The sequence below is a fragment of the Burkholderia sp. AU30198 genome (genome assembly GCF_020419825.1).
Lineage (GTDB): Bacteria > Pseudomonadota > Gammaproteobacteria > Burkholderiales > Burkholderiaceae > Burkholderia.
Window position 1 is genome coordinate 1 of the sequence record NZ_JAIZSA010000012.1, and the last position, 25122, is coordinate 25122.

At 63.4% G+C, this 25122-nt stretch carries 24 protein-coding genes, 1 tRNA gene and 1 pseudogene; 15 read left to right on the forward strand and 11 right to left on the reverse strand.

Annotated elements, in window-relative coordinates; all coding sequences use genetic code 11:
* Positions 1-226: 226 nt before the first annotated feature.
* The 3 genes from LGN19_RS24355 to LGN19_RS24365 all read left to right on the forward strand — a co-directional run bounded on the left by LGN19_RS24355 (position 227) and on the right by LGN19_RS24365 (position 2310).
* Positions 227-649, forward strand: coding sequence for a VOC family protein (locus LGN19_RS24355; protein ID WP_226217793.1), 423 nt, complete (start codon positions 227-229; stop codon positions 647-649).
* Between the two features lie 656 nt (positions 650-1305).
* On the forward strand, positions 1306-1800 hold the full coding sequence (locus tag LGN19_RS24360) for a DUF2867 domain-containing protein (protein WP_226217578.1): 495 nt from the start codon (positions 1306-1308) through the stop codon (positions 1798-1800).
* Positions 1801-1884: 84 nt separating this feature from the next.
* Positions 1885-2310: a lipocalin-like domain-containing protein gene (locus LGN19_RS24365; protein ID WP_226217580.1), complete on the forward strand. Its 426-nt coding sequence runs from the start codon at positions 1885-1887 to the stop codon at positions 2308-2310.
* Positions 2311-2498: 188 nt separating this feature from the next.
* Here the strand turns inward: LGN19_RS24365 and LGN19_RS24370 are convergent, their stop codons facing one another.
* The 3 genes from LGN19_RS24370 to LGN19_RS24380 are packed head-to-tail and all read right to left on the reverse strand — an operon-like array spanning position 2499 to position 4926.
* The gene (locus LGN19_RS24370) at positions 2499-3086 is read right to left on the reverse strand and encodes an isochorismatase family protein (protein WP_226217582.1); all 588 of its coding nucleotides are present in this window, start codon (positions 3084-3086) and stop codon (positions 2499-2501) included.
* A gap of 18 nt (positions 3087-3104) precedes the next feature.
* The gene (locus LGN19_RS24375; protein ID WP_226217584.1) at positions 3105-3842 is read right to left on the reverse strand and encodes a pirin family protein; all 738 of its coding nucleotides are present in this window, start codon (positions 3840-3842) and stop codon (positions 3105-3107) included.
* Between the two features lie 10 nt (positions 3843-3852).
* Positions 3853-4926, reverse strand: a complete 1074-nt coding sequence (locus LGN19_RS24380; RefSeq protein ID WP_226217586.1) for an alkene reductase — start codon at positions 4924-4926, stop codon at positions 3853-3855.
* Positions 4927-5031: 105 nt separating this feature from the next.
* Between LGN19_RS24380 and LGN19_RS24385 the strand changes: the two genes are divergently transcribed.
* Both LGN19_RS24385 and LGN19_RS24390 read left to right on the forward strand, forming a co-directional pair.
* Positions 5032-5904: a LysR family transcriptional regulator gene (locus LGN19_RS24385; protein ID WP_226217588.1), complete on the forward strand. Its 873-nt coding sequence runs from the start codon at positions 5032-5034 to the stop codon at positions 5902-5904.
* Between the two features lie 273 nt (positions 5905-6177).
* Positions 6178-6774, forward strand: a complete 597-nt coding sequence (locus LGN19_RS24390; protein ID WP_226217590.1) for a chloramphenicol phosphotransferase CPT family protein — start codon at positions 6178-6180, stop codon at positions 6772-6774.
* Between the two features lie 146 nt (positions 6775-6920).
* Here LGN19_RS24390 and LGN19_RS24395 read toward each other — a convergent pair whose 3' ends face one another.
* Both LGN19_RS24395 and LGN19_RS24400 read right to left on the reverse strand, forming a co-directional pair.
* The gene (locus LGN19_RS24395) at positions 6921-8543 is read right to left on the reverse strand and encodes an NAD(P)/FAD-dependent oxidoreductase (RefSeq protein WP_122945755.1); all 1623 of its coding nucleotides are present in this window, start codon (positions 8541-8543) and stop codon (positions 6921-6923) included.
* A gap of 314 nt (positions 8544-8857) precedes the next feature.
* Positions 8858-9661, reverse strand: coding sequence for an inositol monophosphatase family protein (locus LGN19_RS24400; protein WP_011352522.1), 804 nt, complete (start codon positions 9659-9661; stop codon positions 8858-8860).
* A 280-nt stretch (positions 9662-9941) separates the two neighbouring features.
* On the opposite strand from LGN19_RS24400, the gene LGN19_RS24405 reads away from it, so the two are divergent.
* Positions 9942-10766 (forward strand): RNA methyltransferase, encoded by an 825-nt coding sequence (locus tag LGN19_RS24405; protein ID WP_226217592.1) that lies wholly within the window; start codon positions 9942-9944, stop codon positions 10764-10766.
* 272 nt (positions 10767-11038) lie between these two features.
* Positions 11039-11842, forward strand: coding sequence for a serine O-acetyltransferase (gene cysE, locus LGN19_RS24410; RefSeq protein ID WP_080741796.1), 804 nt, complete (start codon positions 11039-11041; stop codon positions 11840-11842).
* A 45-nt stretch (positions 11843-11887) separates the two neighbouring features.
* Here the strand turns inward: cysE and LGN19_RS24415 are convergent, their stop codons facing one another.
* The 4 genes from LGN19_RS24415 to LGN19_RS24430 all read right to left on the reverse strand — a co-directional run bounded on the left by LGN19_RS24415 (position 11888) and on the right by LGN19_RS24430 (position 14635).
* Positions 11888-12688: a UDP-2,3-diacylglucosamine diphosphatase gene (locus tag LGN19_RS24415; protein WP_122945751.1), complete on the reverse strand. Its 801-nt coding sequence runs from the start codon at positions 12686-12688 to the stop codon at positions 11888-11890.
* Positions 12689-12711: 23 nt separating this feature from the next.
* Complete coding sequence (locus LGN19_RS24420; protein ID WP_011352518.1) at positions 12712-13203, reverse strand: peptidylprolyl isomerase; 492 nt, start codon at positions 13201-13203, stop codon at positions 12712-12714.
* Between the two features lie 88 nt (positions 13204-13291).
* Positions 13292-13873: a peptidylprolyl isomerase gene (locus LGN19_RS24425; RefSeq protein WP_122945750.1), complete on the reverse strand. Its 582-nt coding sequence runs from the start codon at positions 13871-13873 to the stop codon at positions 13292-13294.
* Between the two features lie 39 nt (positions 13874-13912).
* Complete coding sequence (locus LGN19_RS24430; RefSeq protein WP_175222640.1) at positions 13913-14635, reverse strand: tetratricopeptide repeat protein; 723 nt, start codon at positions 14633-14635, stop codon at positions 13913-13915.
* A gap of 234 nt (positions 14636-14869) precedes the next feature.
* On the opposite strand from LGN19_RS24430, the gene cysS reads away from it, so the two are divergent.
* The 6 genes from cysS (at position 14870) to LGN19_RS24460 (ending at position 21478) form a co-directional block, all read left to right on the forward strand.
* Positions 14870-16267, forward strand: coding sequence for a cysteine--tRNA ligase (gene cysS / locus LGN19_RS24435; protein WP_011352515.1), 1398 nt, complete (start codon positions 14870-14872; stop codon positions 16265-16267).
* Between the two features lie 43 nt (positions 16268-16310).
* Positions 16311-17135 (forward strand): DNA-3-methyladenine glycosylase family protein, encoded by an 825-nt coding sequence (locus LGN19_RS24440; protein WP_174959502.1) that lies wholly within the window; start codon positions 16311-16313, stop codon positions 17133-17135.
* A 103-nt stretch (positions 17136-17238) separates the two neighbouring features.
* The gene (locus LGN19_RS24445) at positions 17239-18210 is read left to right on the forward strand and encodes an acetyl-CoA carboxylase carboxyltransferase subunit alpha (RefSeq protein WP_226217594.1); all 972 of its coding nucleotides are present in this window, start codon (positions 17239-17241) and stop codon (positions 18208-18210) included.
* Positions 18211-18256: 46 nt separating this feature from the next.
* Positions 18257-19678 (forward strand): tRNA lysidine(34) synthetase TilS, encoded by a 1422-nt coding sequence (gene tilS / locus LGN19_RS24450; protein WP_226217596.1) that lies wholly within the window; start codon positions 18257-18259, stop codon positions 19676-19678.
* A gap of 342 nt (positions 19679-20020) precedes the next feature.
* On the forward strand, positions 20021-21274 hold the full coding sequence (locus LGN19_RS24455; protein WP_027787050.1) for an aspartate kinase: 1254 nt from the start codon (positions 20021-20023) through the stop codon (positions 21272-21274).
* 110 nt (positions 21275-21384) lie between these two features.
* Positions 21385-21478: transfer RNA gene (locus LGN19_RS24460), tRNA-Ser, on the forward strand.
* A gap of 162 nt (positions 21479-21640) precedes the next feature.
* On the opposite strand, the pseudogene LGN19_RS24465 reads toward LGN19_RS24460, so the two are convergent.
* Positions 21641-21908 (reverse strand): annotated as a pseudogene (locus tag LGN19_RS24465) (IS481 family transposase); the annotation flags it as partial.
* 572 nt (positions 21909-22480) lie between these two features.
* On the opposite strand from LGN19_RS24465, the gene LGN19_RS24470 reads away from it, so the two are divergent.
* Together LGN19_RS24470 and LGN19_RS24475 are read left to right on the forward strand one after the other, a co-directional pair.
* Entirely contained in the window at positions 22481-22858 is a 378-nt protein-coding gene (locus LGN19_RS24470) for a hypothetical protein (protein WP_226217598.1), read from the forward strand.
* Positions 22859-23111: 253 nt separating this feature from the next.
* On the forward strand, positions 23112-23528 hold the full coding sequence (locus LGN19_RS24475; protein WP_226217600.1) for an Imm70 family immunity protein: 417 nt from the start codon (positions 23112-23114) through the stop codon (positions 23526-23528).
* 397 nt (positions 23529-23925) lie between these two features.
* Here the strand turns inward: LGN19_RS24475 and LGN19_RS24480 are convergent, their stop codons facing one another.
* Positions 23926-25110, reverse strand: a complete 1185-nt coding sequence (locus tag LGN19_RS24480) for an isochorismatase family protein (RefSeq protein ID WP_226217603.1) — start codon at positions 25108-25110, stop codon at positions 23926-23928.
* Positions 25111-25122 lie beyond the last annotated feature (12 nt).

Sequence of the window (25122 nt, forward strand, 5' to 3'; positions counted from 1 at the left end):
TTGCCGAATTGCTCCAGCAACTCGGCGGGAATCGCCGGCAGCTCCGCCGGCTTGGTTTTCGGTTTGCGAGGCATACATTCTCCTTGGGAGCATCATATGCCTTGAACACGAAATTACTGACAGGCCCCCCGGCCCCCGCTCAGCGGGTCCTTCCGTTGCGCTCCGTAACGGCCCAAGACTATCAGGATGCCTGTATTGTGCAGGCGCCAATAGCATGGGTATGGACATGAAACCTCGAATTTCAGTTATCACTCTCGGCGTTGCCGATCTCGAACAATCACTTGCCTTCTATCGTGACGGTCTCGGTCTTCCGACTGAAGGCATCATCGGTCGCGAGTTCGAGCATGGCGCAGTTGCTTTTTTTGATCTCTCGGGCGGCCTGAAGCTCGCGCTCTGGGCGCAGGACGATATTTCTCACGATACGGGCTTGCCGAAGCAGCCCGTCTCGCCTACGGCCTTCACGATAGGACACAACGTCTTGAGCCGGAAGGAAGTCGACGAGACGATGGATGCGGCAGAGCGTGCAGGCGCGGAGATCATCAAGGCTCCACACGACACGTTCTACGGCGGTTACGCCGGATATTTTCGTGACATCAACGGCCATCTGTGGGAGATAGTCTGGAATCCACTGATGCTACCGATAGACTGATATTGGCATTCGCGATTGCACTGGCTTCCCAAGCGGGAAGTCAGCGGCAGCCAGTGATGCCCCTTTCCTCTGCGGCAAAGGGCGGCGGTCTGCGCACGTTCAATCACAAGATGGCGACATGCCGGGAGCGTTGGTCTCCCAGCCGCACTACCGAGTACGAGACACTGCCGATCCCGAAAAGGCCGAGCGCAGGTCTTGGCGTAGCTTTGTACGCGAAGCCCTATCAGATAAGGCGCAAGTGCTGATGCATCATTGGAGTGACGGGTGCAGGTGCTGCGGTGGGTTACGTGCTCATGTGACCGGGAAAAGTTGCTTTGGCGGCCCGAGTTTACCGGCAGCCCGCACGGAGGCGGTCGAAGTTCGCCATCCGGCCATTTGTCGGCGATGGCGAAAGGTAGCTATCGACCAGAATCCGACTTTCGACCACACACCTCGAATCGGCGACAATATTGGGCAGCAAGTAAAGGCCACCCAACAACTAAACCGTGAAGTTCAGGACGCCGATCGCTGTGGCAAAAAAGAGGGTTTTATCGAAAAGCCGCGCCGATCGAGACTGTATGCGGTTACGGGGCGCGTCGTGCAGGGTTGAGTCGGCCTGCACTTCGCCCGCACTAGTTGCTGTACCGATTACATGGTGAATTTCACCCGGGGCACTCATGACAAACAAAGTCTTGCTGATTCCCACGCCGACGGCCGCAATTCGTGCGTCTGGATTGGCGTGCATTGATTTCTCCGATGCTTATTCCGGTCAGGCAGATCGGACCTACGCCAACGCCGAACAAGCGGCGCGCGCCGTGTTCGCAGATCCGCCCCACATGGTCCGATCTCTGATGGCCTTGCGTAACCTGATTGTGGCGCCGTTCGGACTAAAGGCAGGTATTGACTTTGGCGATCGCGGGCTGGGGAAAGTTGACGTGTTTCCCATTATCTCGAATACGAACTCTGAAATTGTCGTCGGTGGTAACGACAAGCATCTGGATTTTCGGATCTGGGTAGGCATCCAACCGAGTTCGAAGGGATCGGAAGTGACGATTTCAACCTTGGTCAAAATCAACAATCACCTTGGAAAAGGCTACTTGTCTGTAATCATGCCGTTTCACAAGCTTCTGTCTCGCGTGCTGTTACAACGAGCCGTCAGTCAGAGCGCGTAACCGGGGTTAGCGTCCAGATTTGTACGACGGAGTCCCTGAATTCTGCAGACCGGGGCATCCCGGTGAATGACCACAGGAGGGGCGATGTCCGAGCACGACGCTAAGCTCCACGGTTGCTGGCGGTTGGTTTCTTTTGATGCTGAGCTTCAGGATTCAAAAGAGCGCACGCAACCGTGGGGCGCCGACCCCAACGGTTACCTGATTTTCAGCCCCGATGGGCGAATGATGGTCCTGGTTACCGCAAAGGCGCGGAAGCCAGGGAATACGGATGAGAATCTGGTGGCACTTTTCCGTACCGTGATGGCATATACGGGACGGTATCGGATAGATGACGATAGATTCATCACAACGATTGACTCATCGTGGAATGAAGCCTGGAACGGCACTGAGCAAGAACGCTTCTACAAGCTTGATGGAGACACGCTCGAAGTCAGTACGGCCTGGATGCCCAATCCGCTAGTGCCTGGAAATCCAATGGGCAGAGCCGCTCTCACTTTCAGGCGCGAGTAATTTTCCATTCGCCGAGTTCGCAGGCTGTCGCTGGCCGCGCCCTTGTTGAAGGACTACTTGACGTCGCCTGCGGGACATCCGGGCGCTACGCTCGGCGAGTGCGGTGCCCGGCGTTCCGCTTGCGGTCGGCGCACCTTGGCAGGCCATCTGGATCCGCACCTCTGGCCTGACAACGCTCGCTCGCTTCGTCAGCCCTGCAAGGCGGGCATGATCACTTCCTGAATGATCCGCATCCCTTCGGGCGTGCTCCAGTTGCCCGCAAGCTCGGCAATCACCTGGTTCGTACTGGAGAGCGTGACGCCGTTCTTCTCCATGCGACGCAAGGCCATGTCGTCACCGATCTTGCTCGGCGAGCCGCCTGCGTCGGCAATCGCCTGCACCTCGCAGCCGTCGCGCACGAGGCTCAGTGCCGGGAACACGGTGCAGACGTCGTTGGTGACACCCGCGATGATGAACTTGCGGCGCCGGGTTGCCTTGACGGCTGCAGCGAAGTGCTCGTCGTCCATCGCGTTGACGATACCTGCGCGCTTGACGCGCGCGGCGAACTCGTTCGGCAAGATGGTTTCCAGTTCGTCAAGCAACGGCCCCTGTGCGTATTCCTCCATGCTGGAGGTCAGCACCACCGGCATCTTCAGGATGCTGGCGGTCTTGGCCAGCATGAGCGCGTTGCGTTTCATCTCCTCGTAAGGAATGGAACGTACCCAGCCCATGGTGCCGACCTGGTGGTCGATCAGCAACAGTGCGGCGTTGTCGCCAGTGAAACGCTCGAAAGTCATGAAGAAACTCCTTTGTGGTTAGGTTGCGGTGGAACGCAGTGGCGGGCCGGCAAAAAGCATGACCTTGGCGCTGCCGCGGCGGGCTTGAAGCGTGATCGCGTGGGGTGTGTCCGGTGCCGGAAAGACAGGGAGCTCGAGATCGTCGTGCGAGAAGTCCTGGTCATCGATGCGGGCCGTTCCACGGATCGGCATGACGAACGCGCAATGGCCCGCTGCAACAGGCACGGTCAGTTCAGCGCCTTCCTCCAGCGAAATGTCCAGCATCGTTACGTCGGTGGGCGGCTTCAATGGGGAGCATCCGTCCCGGAAGCTTCCGACTGGCACGCGCACCTCGGCACCCGGCAACGTCACCACCGGCACGTCCTGCGGCTCAAGCATCAGTGCAAACGGCGCGATGTTCTGTCGCTCCCGAGCCAGGTCGACGAAGATCTGCAACGAATGAACAGTCTTGCCGGCCTCTGCCGGTACTTCTTCGTGAACGATGCCGCTTCCCGCCGTCGCCCAGTGCAGCCCGCCGGGCCGGATCACGTTTCGGGTGCCAAGCGAATCACGGTTGTCGATGCCCGTTTCCGAGTCGAGGAACAGGTAGGAGACGGCCGAAAAGCCGGCATGGGAATGCGGCGGGAATGTCGGCCCACTCATCCACGCGTGATCGACCCCCAGGAAGGGGTCGATCAGACCAGCCGCGCCGCGCAGGGCATAAGCGTGGAAGTGGCTGCCATGGTTGGCGCGCTGCAGCGGGGCAATGACTGGCATCACGTTCACCTCATGCGCCCGGTGCTTCGTTCAGCGTCGGGTAGTCTGTATAACCCCGCGACGTACCGCCGTAGAAGGCATTGCGGTCCGCGTCGTTCATCGGCGCGCTGCGCTTCAGCCGGGCGACGAAATCCGGGTTCGCAAGGATCATCTGGCCATAGGCCTCCAGGTCGGCCAGCCCCGTCGCCACGTCGGTCCCGACTTGCTCACGCGGGCGGCCCGGCCGGTTCAGAATCAGCGTGCCCTGCCAGAGCTTGCGGAGGTCGGCCAGCAGCGGTTCGTTGCCTTGCTCCATGATGTGCAGGTAGGCCAGCCCGAGTCTGTTCAGTTCTGCGACCAGATAGCGGTACAGGTTCGGCCCTTCGACACCTTCGTCGATGCCCCAGATCGTCGTGCCCGGCGAGAGCCGGATGGCAGTGCGGTCCGCGCCGATCTCTTCGGCAATCGCGGTGGCGACCTCGATGGCAAAGCGAGCGCGGTTCTCGATCGACCCGCCGTATTGATCGGTGCGAGTGTTGGCGCTCGGGGCGAAGAACTGATGGATCAGGTAGGCGTTGGCGCCATGGATTTCGACGCCGTCGGCACCGGCTTCGATCGCGCGGCGAGCGGCATGGCGGAAATCCTGGACGGTCTGACGCACCTCATCGGTCGACAGTGCGCGTGGCGCGGGAATCTCCTGCATACCGGTGGCAGTGAACATCGATGCGCCTGGCGCGATGGCCGACGGCGCGACACCCTGGCGATGATGCGGTGTGTTGTCGGGGTGGAACATGCGCCCGGCATGCATGAACTGGATAAAGAGGCGACCGCCCTTGGCATGCACGGCATCGGTCGTCTTCTTCCATCCGGCGACATGCGCGTCGGTATAGATGCCCGGCGTGGTCAGGTAGCCCTGGCCATCATCTGAAGGCTGGGCGCCTTCAGTCACAATCAGGCCAACGCTGGCGCGCTGAGCGTAATACTCGGCGGCTTGTTCTCCCGGCGTACCGTCTTGCTGGGCACGGCTGCGAGTCATGGGGGCCATCACCAGACGGTTCTGCAGGGTGTAGCGGCCGACGCGAATGGGATCGAACAGTTTGTTCACGATGACTTTCCTTCATTGGGTTGGATGGAGGCATCATCGCGCGATCCCTATGCGGGATAAATATGGTAGTTTGGATAACATTGATCCCGTCATGGAGCAATCTGAATGGAGCTGCTGAATGACATGGCCTTGTTCGTCGAGGTCGTCAAGGCCAAGGGCTTTCGCGTTGCCGCGGAGGCGATGGGCATGCCGAACTCGACACTGTCGCGTCGGATCAGCGGATTGGAGAAAGCGATCGGGCTTCGCCTGTTGCATCGCACGACACGGAAGATCGAGCTGACCGAAGCGGGTCAGATTTATTTCGAGCGCTGCAAGCGCATCGTCGACGAAGCCCGGCTGGCACACGAGCAGCTCGGCGAAATTCTGGCCCAGCCAAGCGGTGTGCTGCGTGCATCGTTACCGGTGGATTTCGGCGTGACCTACCTGGCGCCCCTGATCGCGGAGTTTGCGGGCCTCTATCCCGGCATCACCTTCGATTTCGACCTGACGCCGCGACGGGTCGACATGGTCAGCGAACCTTTCGACGTGGCGATCCGCATCGGGGAGTCTGAAAGCTCGCAACTGATCGCACGCACTTTGGCCTCGCTCACGCCTTACCTCTACGCGTCGCCTGGTTATCTCGAAAAGTCGGGCGAACCAGGCAGGCCCGCTGACCTCGCGCAGCATGAGTGCCTGAGTATCCTGAAGGCAGATTCATGGAAGCTGCACGACGGGGCGGAAACCGCCACGGTGTCGGTGGGAGGGAGGTTCGCACTCAACAGCGTTGGCATGATCCGCCGGCTGTCGACGCTCGACATGGGCATCGTGCTGCTTCCGGAGGAAATCGTCTCCGATGAACTCGTCAGCGGGAAGCTGCGGCGCATCATGCCGGCATGGCACGGCACGCCGCTGCCTGTCTATGCCATCACCGAAACGCGGTTGCTGCCGGCGAAAACGCAGCGCTTCATCGAGTTCCTGCGGGAACGATTGGGGCGGTAGCCCGCACGGCTGACAGGTCGCATCTCCATGCGATTGCGAACGTCCGTTGCCGGGTGACGTTCCGGCTATTCAATCGGCCCCAGCGCAACGCTGTTGTCAGGCGGCTAGATGAGCGTCCTCGAACGACACCGGACTTCGATATACCGGCTGCGCGTTTTCATCAATTCGTTGCATCGACGGGTCGAATCCGCGGCCGATAGCGGCGGTTCGACATCGTGATTCACTTCGTCAACAATTGCGTCTTGCGTCCGCACGCCGTCGATGGGTACCCCAATGCGAACCACTGAAATGCCGGAACCCCGCCTCGGGGCCATCGTCATACTCAACGGCCCGAGCAGCGCCGGCAAAAGCACGCTGTCCAGGTTCCTGCGCGAAAACCTGGACGAGCATCACTTGCACGTCGAGCTGGATGTGTTTCGGAACATGGAGCCGCCCAACTATTGGGCGGTCGAGAAGCCATTGGTGCAGATTCGGGTGGCCGCTCTGTGTCGAGCGATCAACGCCACCGCGGCCACCTTTTCCAGGCATGGTCAGGCGGTGATCGTCGATCATGTCTTGTCGCCTGATGCGTGGCGCTACATGCTTGAAGATCTTGTCGGCCTGCCGGTATTCATCGTCGGCGTCTTTTGTGCGCTCGACGTTCTGATCGATCGCGAGCGTATTCGTGGTGACCGCAAGATCGGACTGGCCGAGTCTCAATACGACACGATTCACGCCGGCCGCCATTACGATTACGTCGTGGACACGTCGTCGGCAAACGAGATCGATTGCGGTCAGGCCGTTCTGAATTGGCTGCAAAGCGGGCCGGTTCCTGCCGCGTTCTCGAAAATGCACCGGGAGTTTTTCGGTCACTCGAATGACGGCGAGTGACAGCCGATCCCGAAAGGGCGAGCGCAGGTTGCAGGGCTAGACCTTGTCGGGCAAGGTACAGGTACGGCTGCATCGTCCGGGCATGGCCTGCTGAGGCCAGCCTTGCTCGGCGCGCGAACCGCGGCGCGCCGAGCAAGGCCGTTGCCTCAGGCCGTTTGCGCCGCCGCCATGCTGAGCGCCACCGCCTGAGCGACTTCGATGCCGTCGATGGCTGCCGAATAGATGCCGCCGGCATACCCCGCACCTTCACCGGCCGGATACAGGCCTTCGACGTTCATGCTCTGGTAATCGTCCTTGCGTCGAATCCGGATCGGTGACGAAGTGCGCGTCTCGACACCGGTGAGCACCGCATCGTGCATTGCGAAGCCGGCGATCTTCTTGTCGATCTGGGGCAGGGCTTCGCGGATCGCTTCGATCACGTAGTCCGGCAGCGCGGTGCTCAGATCGGTCGGGTTCACGCCCGGCTTGTATGACGGTTCCACGGAGCCGAGCGACGTCGACGGCCGGCCCGCGATGAAATCGCCGACCAGCTGGCCCGGCGCGCGGTAATCGCCGCCGCCGAGTTCGAACGCGCGCTCTTCCCATTTGCGCTGGAACGCGATGCCCGCCAGCGGGCCGCCGGGATAGTCGTCCGGCGTGATGCCGACGACGATGCCCGCATTCGCGTTGCGCTCGGCCCGCGAATACTGGCTCATGCCGTTGGTGACCACGCGGCCCGGCTCGGAGGTTGCCGCGACCACCGTGCCGCCCGGGCACATGCAGAAGCTGTAGACGGCGCGGCCATTGCTGCAGTGATGGACCACCTTGTAGTCGGCCGCACCGAGCTGCTTGTGGCCCGCGAACTTGCCGAAGCGGCTGCGATCGATCAGCCCTTGCGGATGTTCGATGCGAAAGCCCAGCGAGAACGGCTTGGCTTCGATATAGACGCCGCGATCGTGCAGCATCTGGAAGGTGTCGCGCGCGCTGTGGCCCACGGCCAGCACCACGTGGTCGCAGCGCAGCGTTTCGCCGTTCGAGAGCGTCAGCGAGCGCACCTTGCCCTGATCGATCTCGATGTCGTCGACCCGCGTTTCGAAACGCACTTCACCACCCAGTTCGTGGATGGATGCACGCATCTTTTCCACCATGCTGACGAGGCGAAACGTGCCGATGTGCGGCCGGCTCAGGTAGAGGATGTCTTCCGGCGCACCCGCCTTGACGAATTCGTCCAGCACCTTGCGGCCGTAGTGATTCGGATCCTTGATCTGGCTGTACAGCTTGCCGTCGGAAAACGTCCCGGCCCCGCCTTCGCCGAACTGCACGTTGGATTCGGGATTGAGCACGCTCTTGCGCCACAGGCCGAAGGTGTCCTTGGTGCGCTCGCGCACGGCCTTGCCGCGTTCGAGGATGATCGGGCGGAAACCCATCTGCGCGAGGATCAGCCCCGCGAACAGCCCGCACGGCCCCATCCCGATCACGACCGGGCGCAGGAAATTACCGTGCTCGGGCGCTTTCGTGACGAAGTGGTACGCCATGTCGGGCGTCACGCCGCAATGCGGCTTGCCGGCGAGGCGCTTGATCGCGGCCGCTTCGTCCGTGACTTCGACGTCGACGATATACGTGAGCTTGATGTCGGCGCGCTTGCGCGCATCGTGCGCACGGCGGTACACGGTGTAACGGAGGAGCCCGTCTGCGTCCACGCCAAGCTCCGCGAGGCGCTCGCGAATCGCGGCCTCGAGCGCGCTTTCGGGGTGGTCGAGGGGGAGTTTAATTTCGCTTAGCCGTAACATGGGGACTCGGATGCGATTGCCACGGCGTCGTGGCGGTGTTGATACGGTCGGGGGCCGGCAGGCCGGCGGTGTTGTCCGCCGTGCGGGCGTGCCGGACGCAAACCAATCATTGTCATTGCGGGAAGGGCAGTGCAAGCGGCAGTCCGCTGACTGGCCCGAACAACTCAAGCAACTTCAGGATAGGCGCACGAAGCGACCCTTGTGCGGGAAGATCGTCCCGCCTCCCGGCAACCGGGAGGCGAACGGCGCGCCGTCATGACGGTGCTCGCGAGCGGTGTGCGCGCAAGCCGCGCCATGCGGGCGCGGCCGGGGGCTTATTCCGCCGCCGGATGCACGCGCGTGTAACCCTTCAGGATCGGGATCATCTGCGCGTAGATCTTCGGGTTCGCGGCGACGATTTCATGGCGATGCAGGAAATCGGCGTCGCCCGTGTAGTTGCCGACGAGGCCGCCGGCCTCGGTGATCAGCAGGCTGCCCGCGGCCATGTCCCACACGTTGATGCCTTGTTCGAAGAACGCGTCGAGGCGGCCGGCTGCGACGTTCGCGAGATCGAGTGCCGCGGCGCCCGGGCGGCGCAGGCCCGTGCAGGCCTGCGTCATTTCGGTGAAGAGGCGCGCGTAGGCATCGAGGCCGTCCTTTTCGCGGAACGGGAAGCCCGTGCCGACCAGTGCGTCCGACAGGCGGTCGCGGCGGCCGACGCGGATGCGGCGGTCGTTCAGGTATGCGCCGCGGCCGCGGGTGGCCGTGAACAGGTCGTTCTTGTTCGGGTCGTAGACGACGGCCTGCGTGACGACGCCCTTGTGCTCGAGCGCGATCGATACGCAGTAGTACGGGAAGCCGTGGATGAAGTTGGTCGTGCCGTCGAGCGGATCGATGATCCACTTGAATTCGGATTCGTTCTCCGATTCGCCCGATTCTTCCGCGAGGATCGCGTGGTCGGGGTAGGCGGTCTTCAGCGTCTCGATGATCGCGTCTTCGGCGGCCTTGTCCACTTCGGTGACGAAGTCGTTCTGCTGCTTCTTGCGAATCTCGATCAGGTCGAGATCGAGGGACGCGCGATTGATGATCTGTCCGGCGCGGCGCGCAGCCTTGACAGCAATGTTGAGCATGGGATGCATGAGCCTGGATCCTGTAGCCGGCGGCACGGGCCGCCACGAAGTGGAACAACCGCCCGGCACGGCGCAAACGTGGCAGGCGAGGTGAGACGCGAATTGACAAAGAACGGGGTACGACCCGCGCCGCACGGAGTGCGACGCGTAAAGGCATGATTTTACCCGATTTTTGGCGGTTTCAGGCGACCGGCATACGGGGAAACCCCCACTATCCGTCCGGACGAGTGGGTTTGCCGCAGCGATGGCGATACCATACTGCCATTCTGATGAACCGAGTCGCATCGTAGTGGAAACCCCGCAGATCACCGCCGCGCCGTCCGAGCCGGGCGCGGCCTCGTCCCGGCCGCCGTCCGGCGGCTTCACGTCCACCCGTTTCGTGCTCGTCGAGCCGAGCCATCCCGGCAATGTCGGGGCAGCCGCCCGCGCACTGAAGACGATGGGCTTCTCGCGTCTCGTGCTGGTCGCGCCGCGCGTGCCGCACGTGCAGAGCGATCCCGAGGCGATCGCGATGGCCAGCGGCGCGGACGACGTCCTCGCGTCCGCGCATGTCGTGCCGACGCTCGGCGACGCGCTGTCCGGCGTTCACTGGTCGATCGCGCTGACCGCACGCACGCGCGAATACGGGCCGCCGCGTCTCGCGCCGCGTGCGGCCGCCACGCAGGCATGCGCGCAGGTCGGCACGGGCGACATCGCGCTCGTGTTCGGCAACGAGCGCACGGGCCTCGCGAACGAGCATGTCGAGCAGTGCAGCGCGCTGGCGCACATCCCGGCGAACCCGGCCTACAGTTCGCTGAATCTCGCACAGGCCGTGCAGGTGCTCGCGTACGAGCTGCGCGTCGCGTTTCTCGAACACGCGAGCGAGCCGTCGGTGCAACCGTCGGGCGAAGCCGGCACGCTTGCGCAGAGCGACGAGATCGAGCGGATGTACGTGCACCTCGAGAACGCGCTGATCGCGCTCGATTTCCTCGATCCGCGCAACCCGAAGAAGCTGATGCCGCGGCTGCGGCGCCTGTTCGCGCGCACGGGCCTCGAGCGCGAGGAGGTCAATATCCTGCGCGGCGTCGCGAAGCACATCCTGCTGAAATCGGGCAAACCGGGCGGCGACGCGTAAGCGGCCGGCGCACCGGCTGCCGGATGTCTCGGTGCACGCGGGGCAACCGCCCCGTCGGGCGGGTGCTGGGTCGGCCGCCGGCAGCGCCGAGGCGGATCGTTCCACCCGGTCGGCGATCCCGAAGACCCAATGGCAGCAAGCGTTCCGCCCGAATACCCGTGCCGGCGGCGGGGTGAACGCGCGGGCTCGTGCGGCCGTGCGCGACTCGCCCTACAATCGCCGGACGTCATAAGTAAATTACCCGGCGCGATAACGGCCGGTCATTGCCGGCGATGCGCGCCGGCCTTTTCCCAGACCACATCATGTTCACGAGACTGCGCGAAGACGTTGCAACGATTCGCGAGCGGGATCCCGCCGCTCGCAGTGCATGGGAAGTGCTGACCTGTTATCCGGGGTTGCATGCGCTCGTGCTGCATCGTTTCGCGCACGCATGCTGGCGCGCGAAGCGCTACTGGCTCGCGCGTTTCGCGTCGCAGGCCGGCCGGTTCCTGACGGGCATCGAAATCCACCCCGGCGCGACGATCGGCCGGCGCGTGTTCATCGATCACGGCATGGGTGTCGTGATCGGCGAGACGGCGATCGTCGGCGACGACTGCACGATCTATCAGGGCGTGACGCTGGGCGGCACGTCGCTCACGCGCGGCGCCAAGCGCCACCCGACGCTCGAAGCCGGCGTGATCGTCGGTGCGGGCGCGAAGGTGCTCGGCAGTTTCACCGTCGGTGCGGGCGCGAAGATCGGTTCGAACGCGGTCGTCGTGAAGCCGGTGCCGGCGGGCGGCACGGCAGTCGGCAATCCGGCGCGCATCGTGATGCCGGCACAGCCGAAGCCGCAGCCTGAACGCGCGGCATTCTGCGCGTACGGGATCACGCCGAATGCCGACGATCCGATGTCGCTCGCGATTCATGGGCTGATCGATCACGCGGCGAAGGAAAGCCGCCGCGTCGATGAGATCGTCGCGGCGCTCGAACGGCTCGGCACGCATCTGGAAACGCTGCAGGGCGCCGACGCGGCGCGCCTCGATCTGCGCCGGCTGTCGGCCGTGCTGGAAGGCAAGTCGGTCGAACGCCAGGCGTAATTCAGCGGATGCCCGCGGCTGCCGCTCGATGCGGCGGCAGCGGCGTCAGTCGAGCGGCATCGCGTGGATGCCTTCCGCATCGACGCGCAGGTAGCCGCCACGCGGCTTGCCGTGGTCGAGATCCCAGTCGGGCAACACCCAGCGGATGCCGCCCGGCTCTGCGTGGCTCGCAGGGCGGTGCGTGTGGCCGTGAATGATCACGCTCGCGCGGCTTTTCCGGAACAGCGCGGCCACGCCTTCACGTGTGACATCGTAAATCGCCGAAGCAGGGCGCACCCGGCCCGCTTCGCTGTTCGAGCGCATGCGCTGCGCCAGCGCGCGGCGCCAGCGGAACGGCCATGCGAGAAACAGCCATTGCGCGACGCGGTTGCGTGCGAAGCGGCGGAACAGCTGGTAGCCGCGGTCGGCCGTGCATTGTGCATCACCGTGCGCGAGCACGATGCGCTGGCCGAACGCCATGATCAGCGAAGGATCGGGCAGCAGCATCGCGCCGGCCGCCTTCATGAAGCGCCGGCCGAGCAGGAAATCGCGGTTGCCGTGCATCACGTAGAGCGCAATGCCGCGCTCCGAGAACGTGTGCATCAGCGCGGCCATGCGGGCTGCAAACGGATCGTCGTCGAGGATGTCGTCGCCGATCCAGTATTCGAACAGGTCGCCGAGGATGAACACCGAGTCGGCGCTGTCGGCGGTGTATTTCACGAAATGCTCGAACGCGGCGACCGTCTTCGGAATCGCTTCGCTCAGATGCAGATCGGAGAGAAACAGGAACGGGCGTGCGGCTTGCGCGTATTCGCGCTCGCCCGGCACGCCCGCGGAGACGCTTCGCGGCGGACTCTCCTGCAACATCGAAGTGCCTCCGTAACGGCGCGTCAGACCACGACGGCCTTTTCGATCACGACGTCGTCAGCCGGCACGTCCTGGTGGAAACCAGCGTTGCCCGTCTTGACGCCCTTGATCTTGTCGACCACGTCCTGGCCTTCGACGACCTTGCCGAACACCGCGTAGCCCCAGCCTTGCGGCGTCGGCGACGAGTGGTTCAGGAAGTCGTTGTCGTTCACGTTGATGAAGAACTGGGCAGTTGCCGAGTGCGGATCGTTCGTGCGCGCCATCGCGACCGTGTAGTTGTCGTTCTTCAGGCCGTTGTTCGCTTCGTTGTCGATCGGCGCGTCAGTCGGCTTCTGCTTCAGGCCCGGCTCGAAGCCGCCGCCCTGGATCATGAAGCCGTTGATCACGCGATGGAACACGGTGCCGTCGTAGTGGCCCTTCTTCACGTAGTTCAGGAAGTTCTCGACCGTCTTCGGTGCCTTCGCGGCGTCGAGCTCGAGCTTGATCACGCCGTGGTTCGTATGCAGTTCAACCATGATGAATTCCTTCGGTGAGGCGGTTTAAATGGCACGCGGCCGGTCGTGCGACGCGGCCGCGTGTGGCGCCGGACGTGCCGGCAGGTTCTTACTTCGAGACGATGCTGGCCGATTCGATCACGATCGGTTGCGCGGGCACGTCCTGCATCGGGCCGCGCGAGGTCGTCGCGACGCCTTCGATCTTCTTCACGACGTCGAGACCCGACACGACCTTGCCGAACACCGCATAGCCGTTGCCGTCCGGGTTCGGGTAGTCGAGGCTGCTGTTGTCGACCGTGTTGATGAAGAACTGCGCGGTGGCCGAGTTCGGATCGCTCGTGCGTGCCATCGCGATCGTGCCCGTCTGGTTCTTCAGACCATTGCGGCTCTCCAGCGGGATCGGCGCGCGGGTCGGCTTTTCCTCGAAGTTGGTCTTGTAGCCGCCGCCCTGGATCATGAAGCCCTTGATCACGCGATGGAAGATCGTGCCGTTGTACTGGCCGGCCTTCACGTAATCGAGGAAGTTGGCGACGGACTTCGGCGCCTTCTCCGGGTAGAGCTCGACGCGGATGTCGCCCTGCGAGGTCTTCAGCTGCACGACGGGGTGCGCGGTAGCCGATTGCGCGAACGCAGGTGCGGTCGCGGTCGCGAGAAGGGCGGCGCCGCCAAGCGCCAGCAACAGACGTTTCATTGCGATCCTCAGGTTGGGAGGGAAAGAAGGCCGCGCCGCTTATTGCGACGGCGCGACGTACGGCGCCGCCAGTGCGCCCGACGGACCGCTGAACTGGAACGTCGGCGACATCGGCAGCGTGGTGGTGCTCACGTTCGCGGCTGCGCGGTCGGTGTAGTCGCGCGTGGCCGGCGCGACCGCGCGGGCGTTCGGCACGGCCTTCGGCGGCGACACGATCTTCTGGAGATCGGCGAGGCGCTGCGCGGTCGCGCCGCTCGTGCGGCCGAGCGATTGCGCGCGCTTGTACGACTCGGCCGCGAGGCGCAGGTACAGGTCGCCGAGGTTCTCGTACGCGAGCGAATAGCTCGGGTTCGATTGCGTCGCCGTGACGAGCGCGGTGCGCGCTTCATCGTAACGGCCATGCTTCGCGTAAAGCGCCGCAAGGTTGTTGTACGGCTCGGGCAGTTCGGGGTACGCCTGCGTGATCGCGACGAATTGCTGGATCGCGTCGTCGTCGCGGTTCAGGCGGGCCAGCACGGTGCCGCGCTTGAACTGCGCCTGCACGTCGTGCGGGTTCGACGCGATGCGCGCGTCGAGCTGCGCGAGCGCCTGCTTCCACTGCTTGCCGGCGATCGACGCGTCGACTTCGGGCGTGCCGTCGGCGGTGGCCGGGGCTTTCTGCGCATGCGCCGCGGGGGCCGCGAAAAGCGTCAGCGCGACGCCCATGACGGTGGTCGCAACGAGGGTCGCAGCGCTCTGCGCGCGGCCGCGATGAGGTTTCATAGGCGTAAATCGGAATGTTATACTCCGAGCCATTCTAACAAAACGTCTGCGCGTTCCGGCGAGCGGCAGACAGTCTTTCTTAGCCTCTCGTGGCCGTCACCGCTGTGCTTGCAGCCTGACCGCCCCATGTGATACCGAGGACGCTCGGCCTTGCGCCGCAGCAGATGGTCCGTCCGTTTCACATGCTGGGCGAGCTTCGCCAGGGCGGTTTCCTTCGGCTCACGGTTCATCTCTATGGAATCACTGCGCATCTACAACACGCTCGCGCGTGACAAGCAAGTTTTCGTGCCGCGCCAGTCCGGCGAAGTGCGGATGTACGTATGCGGAATCACCGTATACGACTATTGTCACGTGGGCCACGCGCGCATGCTGGTCGTGTTCGACCTCGTCCAGCGCTGGTTGCGTGCGATCGGTTACCGGGTCACGTATGTGCGCAACATCACCGACATCGACGACAAGATCATCCGCCGCGCGGTCGAGAACGGCGAGACGATCAAGTCGCTGACCGACCGGTTCATCGGCGCGATGCACGACGACGAAAGCGCGCTCGGCATCCAGCGGCCCGACATCGAGCCGCGCGCGACCGAGTTCATTCCGCAGATGCTCGGCATGATCGAGACGCTCGAGACGAACGGCTACGCATACCAGGCGACCGACGGCGACGTCAATTACTCGGTGCGCAAGTTCGCGAACTACGGGAAGCTGTCGGGCAAGTCGCTCGACGATCTGCGCGCGGGCGAGCGCGTCGCCGCGAACGACGCGAAGGAAGATCCGCTCGATTTCGTGCTGTGGAAGCGCGCGAAGCCGGAAGATCCGGAAGGCACGTCGTGGGCGTCGAAGTACGGGATGGGTCGCCCGGGCTGGCACATCGAGTGCTCGGCAATGGGCTGCACGCTGCTCGGCGAGCATTTCGACATTCACGGTGGCGGGCAGGATCTGCAATTCCCGCACCACGAGAACGAGATCGCGCAGAGCGAAGGCGCGACCGGCCAGACGTTCGTCAATTACTGGATGCACAACGGCTTCGTGCAGGTCGACAACGAGAAGATGTCGAAATCGCTCGGCAACTTTTTCACGATCCGCGAAGTGCTCGAGCGCTACGACGCGGAAGTCATGCGCTTCTTCATCGTGCGCACGCACTACCGTTCGCCGCTCAATTACAGCGACGTGCATCTCGACGATGCGCGCGCGTCGCTCACGCGCCTCTACACCGCGCTGAAGGATGTCGAAGCCGACACGCTCGCGCTCGACTGGAACGAGCCGCACGCGCAGCGTTTCGCGGCCGCGATGAACGACGACTTCAACACGCCGGTCGCGGTGGCCACGCTGTTCGAGCTGGCGGGCGAGGTGAATCGCACGCGCGACGCGTCGCTCGCGCGGCAACTGAAACAGCTGGCGGGCCTGCTCGGCCTGCTGGGCCGCGAACCGCGCGCGTTCCTGCAGCAGGCGTCCGGCGCCGCGCAGGCGGGCGGGCTCGCCGCCGACGAGATCGAAGCGAAGATCGCCGCGCGCGTCGCGGCGAAGCAAGCGAAAGACTATGCCGAAGCGGACCGGATCCGGGCGGAACTGCTCGAGACCGGTATCGCACTTGAAGACAAACCGGGCGGATCGACCGAATGGCGTCGCGTATGAGCGCGGTGCGTTCCACTGACCGATCCGTCAGGTAGGAGGCAAGATGGCAACGGCCAGAAAAGCGCCGGTCAGGCGCGCGACCCCGGTCGCCGCGCGTCCGGCAGCCAAGCGCGTGCCGCCGGCGAAGACGGACGCGACGCGCGCCGTGCCGAACGGCGCGCTCAACGGTCATGCGCAGCCGGCGGCTGCGCTGCCGGCCGCCGACGCGGCCCGCAAGGCCCGTGCGTCCGAAGCGGGCGGCGAGGAGGTCGTCGTGCGTCCTGCTTACTGGGATAAAGCATGCGCCGACCTCGTCAAGCGCGACCGGATCCTGAAGAAACTGATTCCGAAGTTCGGTCCTGCGCATCTCGTGAAGCGCGGCGACCCGTTCGTCACGCTCGCGCGCTCGGTCGTCGGCCAGCAGATTTCGGTGCCGTCCGCGCAGTCGCTGTGGGCACGCATCGGGGATGCCTGTCCGAAACTCGCCCCGCAGCCGGTGATCCGGCTCGGCGCGGACAAGCTGATCGCGTGCGGGCTGTCGAAGCGCAAGACGGAATACATCCTCGATCTCGCGCAGCATTTCGTGTCGGGCGCGCTGCACGTCGACAAATGGACGTCGATGGACGACGAGGACGTGATCGCGGAACTCACGCAGATCCGCGGCATCAGCCGCTGGACGGCGGAGATGTTCCTGATCTTCAACCTGTCGCGGCCGGACGTCCTGCCGCTCGACGACCCGGGCCTGATCCGCGCGATCAGCGTCAATTACTTCAGCGGGGAACCCGTCACGCGCAGCGAGGCGCGCGAGGTTGCGGCCAACTGGGAACCGTGGCGCACCGTCGCGACCTGGTACATGTGGCGCAGCCTCGATGCGCCCGACGGCGCCTGAGCTACGGCTATCGGGTTTTAAACATCAATAGTTGAGAGCCGGTTTTGAGCGTCGCCCGCGCGGGTAGAATACGCGCTGCCGCAAGACCCAAGGATTCGAACACATGAAGACCACGTTTCTGGATTTCGAACAGCCGATCGCCGAACTCGAGGCCAAGATCGAAGAGCTGCGATTCGTGCAGGACGACTCGGCTGTCGACATTTCGGAAGAAATCGAGCGGCTGTCGAAGAAAAGCCAGCAACTGACGAAAGACCTCTACGCGAACCTGTCGCCGTGGCAGGTTTCGCAGATCGCGCGGCATCCGCAGCGTCCGTATACGCTCGATTACGTTGCGGAACTGTTTACCGATTTTCACGAGCTGCACGGCGACCGTGCATTCGCGGACGATATTTCGATCGTCGGCGGTCTCGCGCGCTTCGGCGGCCATCCGTGCATGGTGATCGGCCACCAGAAGGGCCGTGACACCAAGGAGCGCGCCGCGCGCAACTTCGGGATGCCGCGCCCGGAAGGCTATCGCAAGGCCGAACGCCTGATGCGTCTCGCCGAGAAGTTCGGGCTGCCGATCTTCACGTTCGTCGACACGCCGGGCGCGTACCCGGGCATCGGCGCGGAAGAGCGCGGCCAGTCGGAGGCGATCGGCCGCAACCTGTACGTGATGGCCGAGCTGAAGACGCCGATCATCACGACGGTGATCGGCGAGGGCGGTTCGGGCGGCGCGCTCGCGATCGCGGTGGCCGACACGGTGATGATGCTGCAATTCTCGACCTACTCGGTGATCTCGCCGGAAGGGTGCGCGTCGATCCTGTGGAAGAGCGCCGCGAAGGCGCCCGAAGCAGCGGAAGCGCTGGGCCTGACCGCGCACCGCCTGAAGGCACTCGGCCTGATCGACAAGATCATCAACGAGCCGCTCGGTGGCGCGCATCGCGATCCGAAGGGCATGGCCGCGCTGCTGCGCCGTGCGCTCGCCGATTCGCTGCGCCAGTTCCAGGGCATGAGCGTCGATGCGCTGCGCGAGCGCCGCTTCGAGCGCCTGATGGCCTACGGCAAGTTCAAGGAAACCACGCCGGGCGCATGACCGGCTGCGTCTTCAAATCGCGCGCCGCTGCGCGTGCGCTCCTCTCGTGATTCCGCCAACCGAATTCTCCGCCGATCGCGCCGTCCTCGACGCGGTCGGCGTTGCGCTTTCCGGCATGCCGCCCGATGCACGCATCGCGATCGCCTACAGTGGCGGCCTCGATTCGACGGTGCTGCTCGACGCGGCCGTGCGCGTCGCGGGCGCGTCGCGCTGCGTCGCGCTGCACGTGCATCACGGGCTGAGTGCGAACGCCGACGCGTGGGTGGCGCATGCCGAGGCGAGCGCAGCCGGGCTCGGTGTCGCATTCGAATCGATGCGCGTCGACGTGCCGCGCGACAGCGGCCTCGGTGTCGAGGCGACGGCGCGCGAGCGGCGCTATGCGGCGCTCGACGAGATGTGCGAGCGCCACGGCGCGGCCGCGCTTTGGCTCGCGCAGCATGCGGACGACCAGGCCGAGACCGTGTTGCTGCAGTTGTTGCGCGGTGCGGGGATCGCGGGGCTTGCCGCGATGGCGCCGCGTTACCGCCCTGACGGCGTGAGCGTCGAGCGTGTGCGCCCGCTGCTGCGATTGTTGCGTGCGCAACTCGAGCGCTATGCGACGCAGCACGATCTGGCATGGATCGACGACGAATCGAACAACGACACGCGCTACGCGCGCAATGCGCTGCGCATCGACGTGCTGCCGGCGCTGGCCGTGCATTTCCCGGGCTTTCGCGACGCGCTGGGCCGCGCGGCCCAGCATGCGGCCGCCGCGCAGCGGCTGCTCGACGACCTGGCCGAACTCGACTTTGCCGTTGCCGCGCGCGATGACGGGCAGGCGCTGTCGCGCGATGCACTGGTCGCGTTCGACGACACGCGCGGCGCGAACCTGCTGCGCTTCTGGATGCGCCGGCTCGGTTTGCCGAGTGCGTCGGCTGCCCGGCTCGACAACATGATGCGGCAGCTGCGGGCCACGAATGTCGCCCATGCGCTGCGCGTCGATCACGCGGGGCAATGCCTGCGCCTCTATCGCGATGTCGTCTACTGGGAAGCGGGCGACAGCAGCGAACCGGCCGATGACGGTACCGGGAGTCCGCATCCGGAGGCGGTGCTCGCGTGGGACGGGCAGGAAGTCTGGCACCTGCCGGGTTGGCGCGGCACGCTCGTGTTCGCTCCGGCCGACGCGGGAAGCGCCGACGCGGTGCCGGAGGCGCTGCTGCGCGGCGCACGGCTGGCGGCGCGTGCCCGCGCGGGCGGCGAGCGGATGCGCACGTCGCCGGGCGGCCCGGGCCGTACGCTGAAGAACCTGTTCCAGGAGCGCGGCGTGCCCGCCTGGCAGCGCGACGTGCCGTTGCTGTTCGCTGGTGACTTGCTGATCTACGTGCCGCGCCTCGGCGTAAACCGCGATGCCGGCCTGTCCGGCGGCGAGGCATCCGGCGACGGCGGGTGGCGCCGGATCGAGTGGCGCCCGGACCTGCTGATTGCATGACGGCGACAGGCTGCCGGCGGCGCCATGGCGCGCCCATTTTCACCATTTGGTAAACAGCGCCGGAACGACCCCGGACGCGGCGGGCGGCTTGTCAAGCGGGCCTCTATCGGGTACGCTCGGTCGTTTGCTCGGCTCGATTTTTGAGCGATTTGTGCAGGTTTTCCGCGTGACGTACCCGGTTTGCGCGGCCTGATCGGCCTTCCGGGCAAAATCCGTCACGCTTGCGTGTTGCGTCCCAGCCGTCCCCCTCGTCGTCCGTCCACAGCCACAAGCCGCGTGACCGAACGGCTACGCGGCCTGCCCAGCGCGCCCGTGCGGTTTCTCCTCCAGTTCAGAACGACAATGGCACTCATCGTACACAAATACGGCGGCACTTCGATGGGCTCGGTCGAGCGCATCAAGAACGTCGCGAAACGCGTCGCAAAATGGCATCAGGCCGGGCACCAGATGGTGGTCGTGCCTTCGGCGATGTCCGGCGAAACCAACCGTCTGCTCGGTCTCGCGAAAGAGATTTCGAGCCAGCCGAGCCCGCGCGAGCTCGACATGATCGCGTCGACCGGCGAGCAGGTCAGCGTCGGCCTGCTGTCGATCGCGCTGCAGGAAATCGGCGTCGAGGCCGTGAGCTACGCGGGCTGGCAAGTGCCGATCAAGACCGACAGCGCGTTCACGAAAGCGCGCATTCACTCGATCGACGACGAGCGCGTGAAGGCCGATCTGAATGCAGGCAAGGTCGTGATCATCACGGGCTTCCAGGGCGTCGATCCGGACGGCCACATCACGACGCTGGGCCGTGGCGGCTCGGATACGTCGGCGGTCGCGGTCGCGGCTGCGCTGGGTGCGGAAGAGTGCCTGATTTATACGGACGTCGATGGCGTCTACACGACCGATCCGCGCGTCGTCGAAGAGGCGCGACGCCTCGATCGCGTGACGTTCGAGGAGATGCTGGAAATGGCCAGCCTCGGCTCGAAGGTCCTGCAGATCCGCTCGGTCGAATTCGCCGGCAAATACCAGGTGAAGACGCGTGTGCTGTCGAGCCTGACCGATCCGCTGATTGCGCTCGACGAAGAAATGCGCTCGGGCACCCTGATTACTTTTGAAGAAGACGAGACCATGGAAAAGGCAGTCATTTCCGGCATCGCGTTCCAGCGCGACGAAGCACGCATTGCTGTGATGGGCGTGCCCGACAAGCCGGGCATCGCGTATCAGATCCTCGGCCCGGTCGCGGATGCGAACGTCGACGTCGACATGATCATCCAGAACCAGAGCGTCCAGGGCAAAACCGACTTCACGTTCACGGTCGGCCGTGGCGACTACCAGAAGGCGATGGACATCCTCACCAACCAGGTGAAGGGCCACGTGAACGCCGAGCAGGTGCAGGGCGACCCGAAGGTGTCGAAGGTGTCGGTCGTCGGCGTCGGCATGCGTTCGCACGTGGGCGTCGCGAGCAAGATGTTCCGCACGCTGTCGGAAGAGGGCATCAACATCCAGATGATCTCGACGTCCGAAATCAAGATTTCGGTGCTGATCGACGAGAAATACATGGAGCTGGCCGTCCGCGCGCTGCACAAGGCATTCGAACTCGACCAGGCATCGTGAATTTTTCGTGATGCGTTGAAGAAAATGCATCACGGAAATTGACGTACGGTTCGAAACCCTATATTATCTTGTTCTCGTCGCACTGCCTCCCTGGTGCGAGCGAAAGTTTGGGAGACGTGGCCGAGAGGTCGAAGGCACTCCCCTGCTAAGGGAGCATCTGGGCCAAAACCTGGATCGAGGGTTCGAATCCCTCCGTCTCCGCCAAAAGCGGTGACAAAGCCCCGCAAGTTCTCGGACTTGCGGGGCTTTTTCTTTTTCAGCCCATCACTAGGCCCATCATCGGGCTCCAACTGCCCCTAGGGCTCCGGGTCGTACGCTCGCACTCGAGCCGGGGCTGCATATGGATGTTCGTGCAAAGCGCTCCTAGCCCAAGCCCTCCACCGTATCGCGCGATTGCTGGTAACGCGATGAGCAGGAGGCGCGATATAACCGAGCTTCTTGATGTCGACGTGCAGTAAGTCGTCCGATGCCTCGTGTTCGTTGCGCTGAAACGGTTCGTGCGGTTGCAGGTCGCCCAATCGGGACAGTCCGGCGCGCGCAACACGTGTGACCGACGGTCGCTACAGACGCGTCCATGACGTTGCGGCAAGCGCTGCCGACGCAATTCCACGAACAGCAAGGCCGTTGTCGCGGCGGTTGGTGGGCCCAACTCGCCGATCGACGGCGATCATGGCGCCTTCGTGCAGGAGGTCCTAGACGCGGCGGCTCAGTCAGCAAAACTATCCATGAGGCGAGGTGTCGCCCCCGCCGGAGTGGGGCATGCGCTGGAGGTTGCAGGGTTTGGCGACAACGGAAACCCGACCATTACCCGCTGACAGCTTGGCAAGTGCTCAAGCATTTGACGGCCTTTTTTCGCGCGGCGAACGAACTGCGTGCCGTCTATGAGGTGACTTACGAGGCGATTCTGGTCAACCTGTTGGGTGCGTGTCCTTCGCAGTGGCACGCAACGTTCGCATTCCTGATCACAATGGCAAACTGATGCCGATGCCGATGCCGATGCCGATGCCGATGCCGATGCCGATGCCGATGCCGCTGTCGTTGCAGTTCCGGTTCGCTGGTCCACCTTTGAGCGGGAAGTCGAGTGCTTACGATAGGTTCTTTGCACCTCGCATTGAGGGAATGCAGGGCTGTAAGAGGCCTTGGCGCTTCGGCAATGTGACAACCGCCGCGTTACATAGAAAGCTTCGGCGCAGTGAGGTTTGAATAGTGCTCGGCGGGGCTGAAGGGGGCCGTTTTCTTCGCCGCCCTCTCAGTCGCGCGTTTTCCGACCTGAACGATCTGTCCGTTGGCAACGTCCCGGCATTTGATCATGCCGACGACGATGATCATGCGGCGAATGCCCCGGATCGCGCGATCTTTGTCTCACCGACAAACGTGCAGAACGGCCCACATTCCGTCTGGTGCGGCAAATATGCTCAAGGCGCAAATGAGTCTGGTTGCGTGTTTCGCGTGTTGATGATGGCAAGGCCGGAATCCATTATCGCGGGACGGTGTTCGTCGGTGGAGCGGGTGTTGCCGGAAAGGCTGGTCAAGCGGGTAAAGCGGGTAAAGCTTCTGACATTGGTGGTGCAGTGGCGAAGATAAAGATAGTTCGAGCGTTGAAGTCAAGAACTACAATATCGAGACATCTGCAGGCCAAGAACAATTGATCGATAACGTGTCAAATCAGGCGATCTATCGGGCGCAACAATTACCTTCGAATACGGTCCAATCGCTTTTTGTAGAAATTCGTGGTCAAGTAGTCAGTCGTGGTGACTTGCAAAATGTCATTCAGTCAATTACCACGCGCAGCAACGGTATAATTCAGTCAAGCGACATTACCATATTGAGGTAGCACATGTCAGTTGGCGTGCGAGTAGGGTCAATAGTTGACGAGGTCGGAGCGTCGAGCTTCTTTAATTCGTTCTTTTCCACAATTTGGGGGCTTTTGGAGCCCAAGGGTCCTGGAACGAAGTACCCTGTTGTGTCGAGCGAGTTTTACGAAGGAAGTGTGTCAGCGCAGCATGTCGAAAAAGCACTGGAGGAGTTGCGGGCGATTCGGGAGGAGTTGAAGAATTTTCCGCCGACTGCTGTGATATGGGATTACGAAGATCGGTTAAAACAACCTCCTTGGGGGAGCGATATTAGCTCGGATATTACCTCGATGAGCAACTACTTTGTGTCTAGCGCAGGGCGCGATTTGTTCGATCTTCTAATCGAGGCCTTCGATGATGCGAAGCAAAATAAATCCGACGTTGCTATCGAGGAGGTTTGAGGCTGAGTCGGCGTGAGTCGCGTGTATCATCTGCTCACGCTAAATCGGATTTTCGTATGTCCTTATAAAGAAGGTGTTGGGCGAGAATTATTCCGTCTCGATTTTGATCGCGGCGTAAGTGAAGATCTCACTGTCCGGGCCTGAGCGTGCAGGCCACAAGGAGTTCGTGTGTGATCGCGTGAATATGCCCAGCATCAGGCTCGGAGTTGGCTTCTTGTTCATGGCTCCGCGCTCTCAAGCGGTGGAGCCTCCACAAAACCAGGCGCGGGTTCAGTGTGCCCGGTGCTGATCGGTTTGGCGTCGATAGGGCAGCTCAGCCGAGCTGGTCAATTCGCGGTAGCCGCCCTCGAACGCACGAGGCGCGCAGGCCACTATAGGGAGCCGGACGAGATCCCGTTCAGCGCGTTATCGCGATAGCGTCGATTTCCACCAGGACGTCCGGCCGAAACAGCGACTCAACGCCAATGAGCGCACTGGCCGGCGCATGCCCATTGAGCCAGCGATCGCGAACCGTACGAATGGTGCCGAGCTGCTCCGCGCGGTAGCCGCGCACGTACAGGGTCATCCGGGCAATCCGGTCGAGCGAACTACCCGCATGGCGCAACGTGCTATCCAGGTTCTGGAAGGCTTGCTCCAACTGACCTTCCAGCGTAGACGCGACGCTTCCGTCGGCAGCCACCGGGACATGTCCACTGAGTAGCGCTAGATCGCCCTTTACAACGACGGCGCCAGAAATGCCGGGAATCTCCTGTCCATGGGCCGTGAGCGTTCGCAAGGTTTCTGCGGGCGCTGCCTGCGGCGCATCGGACGAGGCTTCCGGCGTATCGGTGATCTTGCCCGTGGTCGACACACTGTCGACGAACTCGCGAGTCGGCATGGCCCAGCCGAAATGATGGACGACCTCATTCAACACGTGTTGTTGCTGTTGGTCGGTGAACGCCGCGGTGGCATCACTCAGCACGATCGGTTCATAGCCCAGATCGTGCGCGGCGCGCAGTGTCGACTCAATGCAGACATGGGTGGCATAGCCGGCAAGGTACAGCCGAGTGATGCCTTGGCCACGCAGATAGTTGTCCAGATCGGAAGCGGAAAAAGCGCTGGCGCCTGCCCGTCCGCTGACAACGAATTCATTTTCAAGCGGCGCATACGGCCCATGGAACTGCCAACCACTCTCTTGCTTCTGCCAGGTACCGGCCTTTTGAATTGCGCCACGCAGACCGAATCGAGCGCGCCCCAACTCCCGGTAGTCGGAAGACATCTGCAGCGTCGCGTGAATCACGGGCATACCCGCTTGACGTGCTGCCGCCAGCGCAAGCTTGGCGGCTTCCTGCGATCGAGAGAACTGATGCTCATCCTTGATCAGCCGTCTCAACTTGCCTTCTGGAGCAAGCCATTCATTGACAAATTCGATCATGAGCAGCGCAGATCGACCGTCGTTCGGCACCGTCGGTATCGGTTGGTGTGCAACTGCGGCAACGCTGACTTTAGGCTGCGACGAGAGAGGGGCTGCCTCACTGGCGCCGGCTGACATGGCGGACAACAAGAACAGTCGCGAGAACCAGCTTTGCGTGAATTTCAACATCTCAACCCCCTC

Bases quoted from the DNA above. Each gene is read 5' to 3' on its own strand.
- LGN19_RS24355 (WP_226217793.1), top strand. From the start codon at position 227: ATGAAACCTCGAATTTCAGTTATCACTCTCGGCGTTGCCGATCTCGAA.
- LGN19_RS24360 (WP_226217578.1), top strand. From the start codon at position 1,306: ATGACAAACAAAGTCTTGCTGATTCCCACGCCGACGGCCGCAATTCGT.
- LGN19_RS24365 (WP_226217580.1), top strand. From the start codon at position 1,885: ATGTCCGAGCACGACGCTAAGCTCCACGGTTGCTGGCGGTTGGTTTCT.
- LGN19_RS24370 (WP_226217582.1), bottom strand. From the start codon at position 3,086: ATGACTTTCGAGCGTTTCACTGGCGACAACGCCGCACTGTTGCTGATC.
- LGN19_RS24375 (WP_226217584.1), bottom strand. From the start codon at position 3,842: ATGCCAGTCATTGCCCCGCTGCAGCGCGCCAACCATGGCAGCCACTTC.
- LGN19_RS24385 (WP_226217588.1), top strand. From the start codon at position 5,032: ATGGAGCTGCTGAATGACATGGCCTTGTTCGTCGAGGTCGTCAAGGCC.
- LGN19_RS24390 (WP_226217590.1), top strand. From the start codon at position 6,178: ATGCGAACCACTGAAATGCCGGAACCCCGCCTCGGGGCCATCGTCATA.
- LGN19_RS24395 (WP_122945755.1), bottom strand. From the start codon at position 8,543: ATGTTACGGCTAAGCGAAATTAAACTCCCCCTCGACCACCCCGAAAGC.
- LGN19_RS24400 (WP_011352522.1), bottom strand. From the start codon at position 9,661: ATGCATCCCATGCTCAACATTGCTGTCAAGGCTGCGCGCCGCGCCGGA.
- cysE (WP_080741796.1), top strand. From the start codon at position 11,039: ATGCGCGCCGGCCTTTTCCCAGACCACATCATGTTCACGAGACTGCGC.
- LGN19_RS24415 (WP_122945751.1), bottom strand. From the start codon at position 12,688: ATGTTGCAGGAGAGTCCGCCGCGAAGCGTCTCCGCGGGCGTGCCGGGC.
- LGN19_RS24420 (WP_011352518.1), bottom strand. From the start codon at position 13,203: ATGGTTGAACTGCATACGAACCACGGCGTGATCAAGCTCGAGCTCGAC.
- LGN19_RS24425 (WP_122945750.1), bottom strand. From the start codon at position 13,873: ATGAAACGTCTGTTGCTGGCGCTTGGCGGCGCCGCCCTTCTCGCGACC.
- LGN19_RS24430 (WP_175222640.1), bottom strand. From the start codon at position 14,635: ATGAAACCTCATCGCGGCCGCGCGCAGAGCGCTGCGACCCTCGTTGCG.
- cysS (WP_011352515.1), top strand. From the start codon at position 14,870: ATGGAATCACTGCGCATCTACAACACGCTCGCGCGTGACAAGCAAGTT.
- LGN19_RS24440 (WP_174959502.1), top strand. From the start codon at position 16,311: ATGGCAACGGCCAGAAAAGCGCCGGTCAGGCGCGCGACCCCGGTCGCC.
- LGN19_RS24445 (WP_226217594.1), top strand. From the start codon at position 17,239: ATGAAGACCACGTTTCTGGATTTCGAACAGCCGATCGCCGAACTCGAG.
- LGN19_RS24455 (WP_027787050.1), top strand. From the start codon at position 20,021: ATGGCACTCATCGTACACAAATACGGCGGCACTTCGATGGGCTCGGTC.
- LGN19_RS24475 (WP_226217600.1), top strand. From the start codon at position 23,112: ATGTCAGTTGGCGTGCGAGTAGGGTCAATAGTTGACGAGGTCGGAGCG.
- LGN19_RS24480 (WP_226217603.1), bottom strand. From the start codon at position 25,110: ATGTTGAAATTCACGCAAAGCTGGTTCTCGCGACTGTTCTTGTTGTCC.